Annotated in this window: 8 protein-coding genes; 2 read left to right on the plus strand and 6 right to left on the minus strand. The window is 69.4% G+C overall.

The window, feature by feature from the left end:
• The first annotated feature begins 1,552 nt into the window (after window positions 1-1,552).
• Complete coding sequence (locus RIN75_RS42975; protein WP_309117871.1) at window positions 1,553-4,789, plus strand: RICIN domain-containing protein; 3,237 nt, start codon at window positions 1,553-1,555, stop codon at window positions 4,787-4,789.
• A 413-nt stretch (window positions 4,790-5,202) separates the two neighbouring features.
• On the opposite strand, the gene RIN75_RS42980 is transcribed toward RIN75_RS42975, so the two are convergent.
• The 4 genes from RIN75_RS42980 to RIN75_RS42995 form a co-directional block, all read right to left on the minus strand.
• Window positions 5,203-6,033, minus strand: a complete 831-nt coding sequence (locus RIN75_RS42980; protein ID WP_309117872.1) for a carbohydrate ABC transporter permease — start codon at window positions 6,031-6,033, stop codon at window positions 5,203-5,205.
• Entirely contained in the window at window positions 6,030-6,992 is a 963-nt protein-coding gene (locus RIN75_RS42985) for a sugar ABC transporter permease (protein ID WP_309117873.1), read from the minus strand. The genes RIN75_RS42980 and RIN75_RS42985 overlap by 4 nt, the downstream gene beginning before the upstream one ends.
• 65 nt (window positions 6,993-7,057) lie before the next feature.
• Window positions 7,058-8,356, minus strand: a complete 1,299-nt coding sequence (locus RIN75_RS42990; RefSeq protein ID WP_309117874.1) for a substrate-binding domain-containing protein — start codon at window positions 8,354-8,356, stop codon at window positions 7,058-7,060.
• Window positions 8,353-9,981 (minus strand): alpha-amylase family glycosyl hydrolase, encoded by a 1,629-nt coding sequence (locus tag RIN75_RS42995; protein ID WP_309117875.1) that lies wholly within the window; start codon window positions 9,979-9,981, stop codon window positions 8,353-8,355. The genes RIN75_RS42990 and RIN75_RS42995 overlap by 4 nt, the downstream gene beginning before the upstream one ends.
• A gap of 169 nt (window positions 9,982-10,150) precedes the next feature.
• On the opposite strand from RIN75_RS42995, the gene RIN75_RS43000 reads away from it, so the two are divergent.
• Window positions 10,151-11,230, plus strand: a complete 1,080-nt coding sequence (locus RIN75_RS43000) for an ROK family protein (protein WP_309117876.1) — start codon at window positions 10,151-10,153, stop codon at window positions 11,228-11,230.
• A 250-nt stretch (window positions 11,231-11,480) separates the two neighbouring features.
• Here RIN75_RS43000 and RIN75_RS43005 read toward each other — a convergent pair whose 3' ends face one another.
• Together RIN75_RS43005 and RIN75_RS43010 are read right to left on the minus strand one after the other, a co-directional pair.
• Complete coding sequence (locus tag RIN75_RS43005) at window positions 11,481-11,792, minus strand: CAP domain-containing protein (protein ID WP_309117877.1); 312 nt, start codon at window positions 11,790-11,792, stop codon at window positions 11,481-11,483.
• Window positions 11,789-12,493 (minus strand): sigma-70 family RNA polymerase sigma factor (locus tag RIN75_RS43010; RefSeq protein ID WP_309117878.1); only part of this gene is annotated, 705 nt, incomplete at its 5' end. The genes RIN75_RS43010 and RIN75_RS43005, both read right to left, overlap by 4 nt.

Raw genomic sequence — 12,493 nt, forward strand, 5'->3', positions numbered from 1 at the left:
CGCGCCGAGGTACAGGAACGACGCGGGCACGTCGAACAGCGTCTGGCCCTTGGTCAGCGCCTCCTGCAGCCCGCGCAGCATGGTCAGCATCCCGAGGGTGACCATGAACCCGGACAGGCCGAGCTTGTGGATGAAAAACCCGTTGAGCCCAGCGCACCATTGCCGATCGGCAGCGCCCTACTCTCCCAGTCGGAGGCGGGCTCGTCGTACACAGCGTGTTGCCGTCCGGCGCCTGCTGGGCGTGCGCATCGGGCACCCGATCGGACAGCACCACCAGGCCGGCCGAGAGCAGGGCAAGTGCCGCGAACGCCGCCGTCGACGACTTCGATGGCGATCTACGCATGGACACCCTCCGTTGGGTGTGGTGAACAGATCGAAGTACCAGGTCCGGCCAGACCCGGGCAGCATAGATCCGATGTATGAGCGACCGATAGTCCCAATTGGCGCGCTCGAACCCACCGCCAGGACACTCGCAGACCACCAACAGCCCAGCTAAAGGCAGATTCAGTCAGCCGCCGGCACCAGGCGCATGTCAACAATCCGCCACCTGTTCACAGCCAAAGGTTGCACAAACATCGGATGCATACGAGACTGCCCACGACGCCGCATCCCCCGGCCCCTCCTTCGCGGGGCAGTCGATGTGCCGGGCCCGGGACCATCCCACCGCCGGCGCACCACCCGATGCCCGCCCGGCCATGCGCCGGCATGAACCCGCATGGCCGGGCGTCCCCGACTGCGCCATGACCGAACCGCCGGCACCGCCCGACCGGGTCCCGACCTGCGGTGGGACGCGCCGGCGGGCGCGGCCCCGACCGGGTCGGTCCAACCCTCGACGTGTCGTCGGGCGGGCTCACCGGGCGGGTGCGGCGGGTGCGGCGCGAGGGGAACCACACAAGGGGGTGCCGTGGCGTCGATCGCAGGGCACCGCCCTGTCCAGCCGGTCGGCCATCCCGTGACGAGCGGGGCCCTGCGCCTCAGAACACCAATCGGGGCCGACCTGGTCCCAGCGGATGGCGAAGCGGTCGACCACGAGGTACTAGGCCGGACTTCTTCACCAGCCGCAGGGTGTGGTTGCCGTCGGGCAGGTCGGCGGTGAAGACCGACTGCCGTGCCGAACCCTGAAGTGATCACACATCGAGGCGGCGTCGCCAACCGACCGCGAGCCATCACGCCGTTCATGCGCCAGAACGACCCTTGACGTTGCTCCTACCGGGTGCAACGATCCCACCTCGACGGAGATATTAAACTCATCTTAGTAATTAATCTTGACCGTACGCCCCGCGCGTGGAACGCGGCACCCGCCGGCGGCCCGGTACGTGCCGCCGCTCGAACCTTGGCACGGGCGTTGTTCGCCCATTTCCGGCCAAGCGCCGGCTGACACGATCTCCGCTGTGCGAGCCGGCGGCCCGTCGTCACCATCAAGGAGGATGGAATGCACCCTCGGAGCCCATCGCGGCTGAGGCTCATACCTGTGCGCGCCGGCGGCAGCAGGGCTGGGACATCGACCCAGTCCCGTCCGCGCGGCTCGGGGCTGCGGACGGCGGTCATCGGCATGGCCTCAGCCGTCGTGCTCGGTGCGTCGTTGGCCGAGGCGGCGATGCCGGCACCGGTCGCACGAATCACGCCCGCGGCGGCGGCAGCGGACCTCGACGACGACTGGAACACCCTCCAGGGCTTGCTGCCGGGCTACGCGGGCACGTGGAGTTCGCCTCCCACCGGCACCGTCACCGACGTCATGACCGACGGCGCCCTCCTGGGCAACGGCGACCTGGGCGTGACGGTCGGGGGCGACCGGAACACGTTGCGGCTCTACCTGAGCAAGAACGACTTCTGGACCAGCCCCGGCCCGGACGGGGCGCACCCGATCACCCTGGGCGGACTCACCTTGCGCAGAGCCGCCGGAACCGACACCGGCACGGCGTACTCGATGACCCAGGACATCCTCAACGCCGAGGTCCGCACGGACCTGACCGTCAACAACGTCCCGGTCCGGACCAGGTCCTACGTCGCGGATTCGGCCGACGTCGTCGTCACCGAGATCAGCTCGACCGGCACCGCGCCGGTGACGCTGGCCCTGGACGCCTGGACGAAGTCGGGCAACTCCGCCTACCCGTCGACCTCCGGGGTGAGCGGCTCGACGCTGTGGGCGGCCCGCAGCACGCAGAACGTGGCCTCCAGCGAGTGGGTGTCCCGGATGGCCGTCGCCACCAGGGTCCTGGGCGCCCCGGTCACGACGTCCACGAACTCGACCGGCACCTCCACCGCCCAGTTCACCGTCAACCCCGGAGCCACGGTCACGGTCGTGGCGGCGGTGGAGGGCGGCCGCGGCGTCACCGACCACGTCACCCGCGCCGAGGGCACCGCCAACGCGCTCACCGCCGCGTCCGTGACCAACCTCGGCACCGAGCACCGCGCGTGGTGGAAGGACTACTGGCTCAAGTCCTACGTCCGCGTGTTCGACCCGACGCTGGAGAAGTACTACTACGGCTCCCAGTACGTGCTGGGCAGCGCGTCCCGGTCGGGGTCGACGGCGCCGAACCTGTGGGGAGCGTGGATCACCACGGACACCCCGCTGTGGGGCGACTACCACCTCAACTACAACGCCCAATCCCCCTACTACGGCACGTTCTCCAGCAACCGGGTGGACGTCGCCGATCCGCTGAACCAGGTCGTGCTCGACTACCGCGCCACGGGCGCGGCCAACATCGCCCGACTCCAGACGACGCCGGCGGGTTTCGGGGTGAGCCAGCACTTCAAGGACGCGGTCCCGGCCTCGACCCGCGGCTACCTCTACCCCGTGGGCATCGGTCCGCAGGGGTCCACGAACGAGCGGTACTACTGGAACCAGCCGACCAACGCCACCTACGCCGCGGTGACCCTGGTCTACCGGTACGAGTACCAGCCCGACACCCGGTTCCTCGGCGGCACGCTGTACCCGTACCTGCTGCAACTGGCGAACTTCTGGGAGGACTACGTCGGGCCGAAGGAGGCGGACGGCAAGTACCACTTCATGGGCGCCGCCTACGAGGACGAGTGGGCCAAGGACGACTCGCTGTCGCTGGCCGCGATCCGGTACGTGTTGACCCGCACGGTGAAGTACAGCGAACTGCTCGGAGTGGACGCCGGGCGCCGGGCGCTGTGGAACGACATCCTGGCCAACCTGCCGGACTTCCCGACCGCGGTCCACAACGGCAAGACCGTCTACAACCGGGACCACAGCCAGGGGTTCGCGGAACTCGTGGGCCGCACCATCTGCAACCTGGAGTTCACCCACCCGTTCGACCTGCTGGACCTGGACTCGCCCCAGTCGCAGCGGCAGACGGCGATCGACACGCTGGACGCGATGGACTCGTGGAACCAGGGCAACAACCTCGCCAAGAGCTACGGCGTGGCCGCGCACATCGGCTACCCGGCGGCGGCACTCCAGTCCCGCCTCAAGTCGATCACCTCCGGCATGCGCGCCAACCACACCATCTACCAGGGAGGCGGTGGTCTGGAGTCGGTGTCCGCGACCGACGCCATCAACGCGATGCTGGTGCAGTCCGTGAACGGCACCATCCGGCTGTTCCCGAACTACCCGGCGGGCCAGCGGGCGCACTTCTCCAGGCTGCGCACCAAGGGCGGTTTCCTGGTCACCGCCGACTACGACGGCGGCACGGCGAGCAACGTGTCGTTGACCGCCGACAACGGCGGGACTCCGGCGACCGTGCTCAACCCGTGGCCGGGACGGGCGATGCGGGTGACCGATGCCGGGGGCAACCCGGTGCCGACGACGGTGGCCGGTGACCGGTACACCTTCCCGACCACCGCCGGTGCCACCTACACGATCGCTCCGCAGACGACGACCGGCGGCGCCGTCACCGGTTCGGTGGCCGGGCAGCCCGCGGGCACCGTCGACCTCACCGCCCAGGGCAGCACCGACTGGGCGCACTGGGGGCTGACCAGCGCCACGAGCTACGACCACAAGAGCGGCGTCACCCCGGCCATCTCCGACCTCACGCAGGTCGGCGGCAACCCGGTGCTCCGCCTCGACGACAGCCAAGTCGCCTACTCCTGGACCGGTGGCACGCCCACCGCCGCCGCCACCGCCACCCGCACCGCCGTCTTCACCCGCGGCACCGGCAACGGGTTCCGGTTCACCGTCCCCGCTTCGTCCACGACACAGAGACTCCGCGTCCACCTGGGCGGCTGGTCGGCCAAGGGACGGTTCACCGCGACGTTGAGCGACGGCAGCGCGCCGAGCTACAGCTCGGACTTCGACAGCCCGTCCGGCAACGGCTACGGGACCGCCGACATCACCTTCCGCGCCGCCACCCCGGGCCAGACCCTCACGGTGACCTACACGGCGGCGACCTCGTACAGCGGCAACGACGGCAACGTCACCCTCCACGCGGCGACACTCGCGCCGGTCCCGGGCGAACTCGTCGGCATCGCCGGCCTCTGCGCGGACGTCCGGTCCGCCTCCACGGCCAACGGCACCCCGATCCAGACCTACGGGTGCAACAACACCGCGGCACAGCGGTGGACGGCAACGGCGGACAACCGGCTCATCGCCTTGGGCAAGTGCATGGACGTCACCGGTGGCGGCACGGCGAACAACACGAAGGTCCAGCTCTACGACTGCAACAACACCGACGCGCAGGTCTGGGTGCCCCAGGCCGGTGGAGGGCTGCTGAACCCGAAGTCCGGCCGATGCCTGGACGTCCCCGGCGCCGCCACCACGTGGTCCACCCAGTTGCAGATCCACGACTGCAACCAGACCAACGCGCAGAAGTGGCGGCTGCCCTGAGCCGTCGGCCGCCCGCTTCGAATTGAGGGTCGGCGCGACAACCACCCTCGCGGCGAACCGCTCCCTGGCCACCCCGCCAGGGAGCGGTTCGTCGCGCCGCCGCACGAGGAGTTCCGCGCCACGATGCCGAACTGCTCGTGATCGGAACCCCCTCGCCCGTCGGCTCCCGCATTCTTGCGGGCGCGGATGACGCACGCTCCGCTGCGTGACCACCCAGCGGGAACAAGGTCTCCGAAATGGAGCAGTGATCAAGCGCCATCAATGCCGATAAGCTCCAGCGGGTACGACATCGCGAAGCAGCGATACCCAGCCCTTCCTTGACAAATGCATGGCTGAGCACCCCGTCGATATGCCGACCGGCCATTCCGACGGGGTGCTCGGTCACGCCTGCCCAGGACGTGGACTGGTTTCCGTCAGCCCTTGCTCGCCCCGGCTGTCAGGCCCTTCACGAAGTGCTTCTGGAATGCCAGGTAGAAGATGAGGACAGGAAGGCTGGCGAGGAACATGAGGGCGAACACGGACCCGTAATCGGCCTGGTGTTCCCCAATGGCGCGGTAGATCCCGACGGTGACCGTGGTGCCCTCGGCCGGGCCGAGGATGATGAGCGGGTTGAGGAAATCGTTCCAGATCCAGACACCGAGGAAGATCAGCACGCTCGCGGAGGCGGGCCGCAGCAGCGGGAACACGATCTGCCAGAAGACCCGCAACCGCCCGGCGCCGTCGATGGCGGCGGCCTGCTCGATCTCGACCGGGATGGTCTTGACGAAGCCGGCGAACACGAACACCCCGAACGGGAGGTAGTAACCGACGTTGACCACGACCAGCCCGACGACGGAGGTCATCAGTCCGGCCGAGCGCAGCACCTCCGTGATCGGTTGGATGATCACGGCGGGCGGGATCATCAGCCCGGCAAGCATGACGACCAGCATGACGCGGGCGCCGAGCCCGTTGTTGCGGGCCAGGTAGTAGCCGCACATCGCCGACAGGGCGGTCAGCACGACGATGGAGATCGCGGTGACCTGGATGCTGTTGACCAGCCCGTACCAGAACAGGTGGTCCGGGCGGGAGAGCACTTCCTCGATGTTGTGCAGCGTGGGCGGCATCGGGAGCGCCGCGGGCGAGCCGATGATGTCCTTGCCGGGCTTGAAGACGTTGGCCAGGACGAGGTAGAGCGGGAGGAAGAACGACGCGCCGACGAAGGTGGCGACCAGCGGGCGCAGCCAACCGTGATTGCTGTGGTTCATGAGGTGACCTCGCGGCGCTGGAGCAGGCGGAGGACGATCGTGGCCACGACGGCGACGAAGACGAGCATGACCACCGCGACCGCGGAGGCGTGTCCGACGCGGTTGCCGATCAGTCCGGTTTGGATGACGTCGAAGGCGATGGTGCTGGTGGTGCCGTCGCCGGGACCGCCGTTGGTGATGACCTGGACGTGGTCGTAGACCTTGAAGGTGCTGATGAGCAGCATGACCGTGTTGATGGTCAGCGCGGGAGCCAGCAGGGGCCAGGTGATGTGCCGGAACTTCTCGACGGGTCCGGCGCCGTCGACGGCGGCGGCCTCGTACAGGTCGGCCGGGACGCCCTGCAGTGCGGCGAGGTAGACCACGACGCAGAAGCCGATCATCTGCCAGGTCATGATCCAGCACAGGGTGTAGAGGGCGAGGTCCGGGTCGGACAGCCAGCCCGGCGGTCGCTCGACGCCGAGGCCGCGCAGGGTCGAGTTGAGCAGGCCGTCGTCGGTGAGCACGGCCTGCCAGATGACGCTGACCACCACGCCGCTGAGCACGACCGGGGTGAAGAACACCCCGCGCAGCAGGTTGTAGAGCCAGCCGCGGCGGTCCAGCAGGAGGGCGACCGCCAGGCCGATCGCGTTGGCGGCGATCGTCACGACCACGGTGATGACGATCGTGTTGGTCAGGACCTTCCAGAACCCGGGATCGACGAGGAGCTTCTGGTAGTTGTCCAAGCCGACCCAGCGGGTGGGCGGCCTGAACGGATTGCGGTTGGTCAGGCTGTGGTACACCGAGATCCCGATGGGGACCAGGACCACGTAGCCGTAGAGCACCAGCGACGGCAGGCCGAACAGCGTGAAGGTGCCGACGCCGCCGACCCTTCGGCCGGCGCGGCGGTGCGGGGGCCGGGCGGCGGGCGGTTCGAGCGGTGGCGCTGTGGCCGCCGGCGGGTGGGTTCGTGTCGCCGTCACCGCGGCGCTCCTTTCCGGGAGTGCCGCCCGCCGTCCACGAAGGACGGCGGGCGGCACGTCTGGTGCTACTTGGTCTTGGCCCACTCGGCGTCGAGGAACTCGGCGAACTCGACCGCGGTCTTCTTGCCGGTGATGAGGTCCTGCACGCCGAGAGCGGCCTTGTCGGCCAGGCCCGGCGGCAGGGACGCGTCGCCGTTCTCCTGGGAGAACGCGGTGGTGACGGCGTTCTGGCGGACGGCCTCGTCGTAGATCGCGAGGGTGGCCTTGTACACCGGGCCCATCTCGGTGGGCGGCTGGTAGTTCTTGAGGGCGATGATCGCGCCGTCGCCCTTGACGATCGCGTCCAGGTTGGACTTGTCGGTCTGGAACGCCAGCGCCCACTTCTTGGCCAGCTCGACGTCGGGCGCCTTGGCGCTGACGCTGAGCCCGCCGCCGGTGTAGGCCGGCACCACCAGGGAGCCGTCGTCGGTGGGCCACGCGAACACGCCGATCTCGAAGCCGGGCTTGTCGCTGTCGGCCGAGGCCGGGAACCACGAACCCATCGGGTACATGGCGCCCTTGCCCTCGCGGAACGCCTTCTCGGTGTCGGCGTAGGAGCGGCTCAACCCCACCGGGTCGATGTAGCCCTTCTTCGCCAGGTCGACGACCTTCTGCACCGCCTTGACGAAGCCAGGGTCGCCGGCGAACGTCTTCCGGCCCGCCACGCGGTCGGCCAGCCACTCCGGGTTGCCCTTGTAGACCTCGGTGGCGACCGTGGCGGTGAGCGGGTACATGTCCGCCCACGTGTCCTTGCCGCCGCCGCCCAGCACGATCGGGTTGGTGCCGGCTGCCTTGAGCTTCTCGCAGACGTCGAGGAACTCGGCGTAGGTCTTGGGCGGCGCGGTGATCCCCGCCTTGGCGAACTGGTCCTTGTTGTAGTAGACCATCGGGATGGTCTGGGTGTTGTACGGCAACTGGTAGATCTCGCCACCGATGGTGTTGACGTAGGGCCAGACGAACTCGTTGAGTTCCGTGGGCGTGAAGGTGGCGAGCTTGTCGCTCTGGGCGAACCCGCTCACGCTGATCGCGGCCATGATGTCGGGCATCTGCCCCGAGGTGTCCAACTGCTTGACGTAGGACGTGCGGTCGGCGCTGGGCGCGACGAGCTTCTTGATCTTCACGCCGGGCACCTTGGCGGAGGCCCGGGCGATGGCGGCGTCCCAATAGGCCGCGTTCAGGTTGGGGGTTTCGAAGGTGAGGAACGACAGCTCCACCTCCCCGTTGCCGCCCTTGGCACCGTTGTCGCCGCCCGCCGTGCACGCGCCGAGGAGCGCCAGGGCGGTGACGACTCCGCCCGCGGCGAGGAGTCTGCGACGATCCATCATGATGTTTCTCCAGTCGAGGATGGGGTGGTGGGGGAAACCCGGTCCTCCGGACCGAGGCTGAAGATCCCGTAGGAGAAGCCGGTCGCCCGGATCTCCCCGTCGACCACGTCAACCCCGCTCGTGAGCACCGGAACGGCGCCCTCGACACCGGTCACCGTCACGACGACGGGGTCGCGACGGCCGTTGATCACGACCAGGTGGCTGTCGCCGCGGGTGTAGACGAACGGGTAGTCGCGGTGGAGCACCCGGACCGGGGCGGTGGTGCCCAGGTCGGGAACCTTCTTGCGCAGCTCGACGAGTCTGCGGACCTGCTGCAGCAGCGACTGCTCGTCGGCCCGGCCGGCCTCGACCGTGGGCCGGTCGGGGTCCGGGTCGATCGGCAGGTACAGGGATTCGGCGGCGGCGGTGGAGAACCCGGCGTTCGGGCCGTCGTCCCACTGCATGGGGGTGCGCGAGCCCTGACGCGCCTGGGTGTCCAGTTGACTGCCTTCCTTGTCCGGCAGGTCGGGCACGTACCGCATGCCGATCTCGTCGCCGTAGTAGATGACCGGCAGCGACGGCCAGGTCAGCTGGAAGGCGAACGCCGGCGCGACCATGTCGCGGGTGCGGGGCCCGCAGGCCAGTCGCGAGAAGTCGTGGTTGGACGTGGGCAGCGCGATCAACCCGCGACCGTCGGCAGCCTCGTCGGCCGCGTTCCACTCGGCCAGGAAGGCGGCCGTCGACCCCTTGCCGTCGGGGTCGAAGTAGCACGGCCGGCCGTCCGTCCAGGGCCCTTTGCTGCCCGTGCCGTTGTCCCACAACGACCGCAGCGCGGGACCGTCGAAGTGCAGGAAGAAGTCCGAGTGGAAACCCGCCGGGATGGAGACCTTCGGGTCCCCCCACTCGGCCAGCAGCGCCCTGTCCGGGTAGACCCGGTCGACCCACTCCCGGACCCGGCCCCACAGCTTGGCCGTCTCGACCTGCCCGGGATCGTCCTTGACCAACGAGAAGGCCATGTCCACCCGGAAGCCGGACACGCCGAGGTCGAACCAGAAGCCCATGATCTCCTGGAGTGCGGCCAGGTTCGCGCGAGGCCCTTCGGCGTCGACGGGCTGGCGCCACGGCTCGGCGTCGTCGGGGCGCGCGTAGCCGAAGTTCAGCGCCGGCTGGATCGCGTAGAAGTTGGCCCGGTAGAAGCCACCTCGCGCCCCGAGGTTCGGGACCCACTCGCGCATCGGCGACGGGATGTGGTCAGACCAGATGTACCGGTGATCTCCGGGCGTGTTCGCCGACTCCCGGAACCACGGGTGCCGGTGGGACGTGTGCCCGGGAACCAGGTCGAGCATCACCCGGATACCGCGAACTCGCGCGGCTTCCACCAGTAAGACCGCGTCTTCGTTCGTTCCGTAGCGCGGCGCGACGCTCAGGTAGTCCGTCACGTCGTAGCCGGCGTCGCCGAACTCCGAGTCGAAGCACGGACTCAGCCACACGGCGTCCACACCCAGCCACTCCAGGTAGTCCAACCGCTCGGTGATGCCCGCGAGGTCGCCGATGCCGTCACCGTCCGAGTCGGCGAACGACTGCGGATAGATCTGGTACAGGACCGAGTCGGCGAGCCAGGACAGCGCCGTGCGGGACTGGGGCATGGGGTTCGAGCCTCCATCGAAGCGTCGAGTTCAGCGGTCGCCTACCAGCCCGGAACTGGAGGTTTTCGACCACACGAGGGGTGAGTTAATTACGCAGTTGAACTTAATATTTAGCGGCGGTAGCATGGTTGCACCCGAGTGGCACGGGGTCAAGAGGGCGGGAGAGTCGATGAACGCGGAGTCGTCCCCACACTGGTTCGGAGCCCCGCTGAGCCGTGCCACGACCACGGCGGCCCTGCGCGTGATCCACGCCGACGGCGCTCCGACCGGCCTCACCCTCAGCGAGATCGCCCAGCGGGCCTCGATCTCGCGCCCCTCGGCCGAGGAAGCCGTCAACGAGCTGGTCGACCGTGAACTGCTCGCGGAAGTCCTGCCCGACCCGGACGCGCCACGCCCGGTCGGCAGGCCCGCCAAGCGCTTCCGGTTCCGCGCCGAGTACGGCTACGTGCTCGGCGTGGACATCGGCATCCACAAAGTCCTGGCACTGTGCGCCGACCTGGGCGGCACCGTGCTCGGCAGCCACCGGATCGAGGTGTCCGCCGAGCACAGCAACGCCGACCGCGTCGACGTTGCCCGCACCGCCCTCAAGCGCGCGGCACGGGCGTCCAACGTCCGGCTCGCCGACGTCCTCGCCGTGGGCGCGGGCACCACCGGGCCGATCGATCCGAGCACCGGAACGGTCGCACGGTCCCCCGCGTTGCTCCAATGGAGCGGTGTGGACGTCCGACAAGCACTGTCCGGGATCGGCACCGGACCCGTCATGGTCGGCAACGACGCCAACCTCGGCGCGCTCGCCGAACACTGGCAGGGCGCCGCCGCGGACGCCTCCGACGTCGTCTACATCCTCGCCGGACACCAGGTCTCGGTCGGCATCCTTCTGGGCGGTGCCCTGCGCGTAGGCCGCCACGGTGCCGCCGGCGAGATCGGCGTGCTCCCCGCGGCCCGCTGGTACGAAGCCCGCGACGCCCTGGCCGCCGGCAAACCGGTCGACGACCCCACCTTCATCGACGACCTCGCCACCGGCATCGCCGCCTCGGCTCTCCTCATCGACCCGGACAAGATCGTCATCGGCGGCGGGCTCTCGCACGCCGGAGACACCCTCCTCAAACCCCTCAAGCAGCGTCTCGACGAACTCTGCCTGTTCCCCATCCCGGTCCAGGCCTCACGTCTCGGCGAGCAGAACGTCGCGCTCGGCGCGGTCCGCCTGGCCCTCGACCACCTCGAGAGCAGCCTCTTCGCCACGGCGTGAACCGAGGGTCGCGGCAGACGACCACGCGCCGCCCGGGACGACGACCGCCGGGCATCCGGCCGCGGCGCGAACGGCTCGCGCCGCAAGCCATCGGATGCCGCCGACTTCCGCCTCGCCGCGGAGCCGGCGCACAGCAGGTCTCCCGCTCCGTCCCCGGCGGTCCTCTTGACGGCCCGGGACCGCCGGGTGCGGCGATTGTCCGCACTACCCGCTGCCGCGCACTCGAATGTCGACGGCAGCGACTTGCCCGTCAGTAGTCGATGGTGAGGGCCGCGACGATGCCGCCGCCGGGCTTGGCGACGATCGCCGCGCCGGCGTTGCGCGAACTGCCGTAGGTCAGCGCCCGCTTGTGGCCCGGGCTGTTGAACCACGCCTCCATGATCTGCTCGGGCGACGGCCCTCCGGACGACCAGAACAGCACTTCGTGGCCGCAGTGGGTGAGGCCGGAGCCGTTCTTGACGTTGGTCTCGGCGCACGCGACCGAGGCTTCGACCTCGCGGGCGTTCTCCCGGACCTCGGGCAGGCCGAGGGCGCGGCGGCGGTCGTTGAGGAGCGTGATCAACCGACTGGGCGCGGGCTGGACCGTGGGCGCTGCCGGGGACGTCGGCGCGGGCGGCGCGGCCGTTGTCGTGGTCGTGACCGGTGGAGGTGTGGTTGTCGGGGCGGCCCGTGTGGATGGCGGCGGTGGCGCCGTTGTCGGCAGCACGGTGGAGGTGGCCGACGACGGGGACGCGCGGACAGTGCGCGCACCACCATGCGCGCCCCCTCCAACCGCCCCTTCAACCTGCTCACCCGGACCGTCGCGTGGTGGGGATCGAGGTTCAGTGCACGCGCGATGTCCGCCCGGGTGAGATGCCCACTGCTCTCCAGAATCCACAACGACAACAGGTCACGGTCACCCGGTTGCAGCCAGCGGGCCGCGCGTTCGACCTCCTGCTGCTGGCGGGCCACGTCGAGCCGCAGCAGCGCGTAGTCGGCGAACTCGGCGTTGGGATCGGGGTGCTCGCCGTACTGCTCCCACTGGCCCTCGACCACGTTCCGGCGCTTGCGGTGCTCCCGGATCTGGTTGACCGTCACCGCCACCAGCCACGAGCGGAAGCTGTCCGGCTGCTGGAGACCACCGATCCCCCGCACCACCCGCACCATCGTGTCCTGAACCACGTCGTCGACATCGCTGGACAGGGTCCGGCCGACGATGCTGTAGACCAGCGGCAGGTGCGCGGCCACCAACTCCTCCAACGCCCTGCGGTCCCCCGCCCGGGC

This window comes from Saccharothrix sp. (assembly GCF_031180885.1).
GTDB lineage: Bacteria > Actinomycetota > Actinomycetes > Mycobacteriales > Pseudonocardiaceae > Actinosynnema.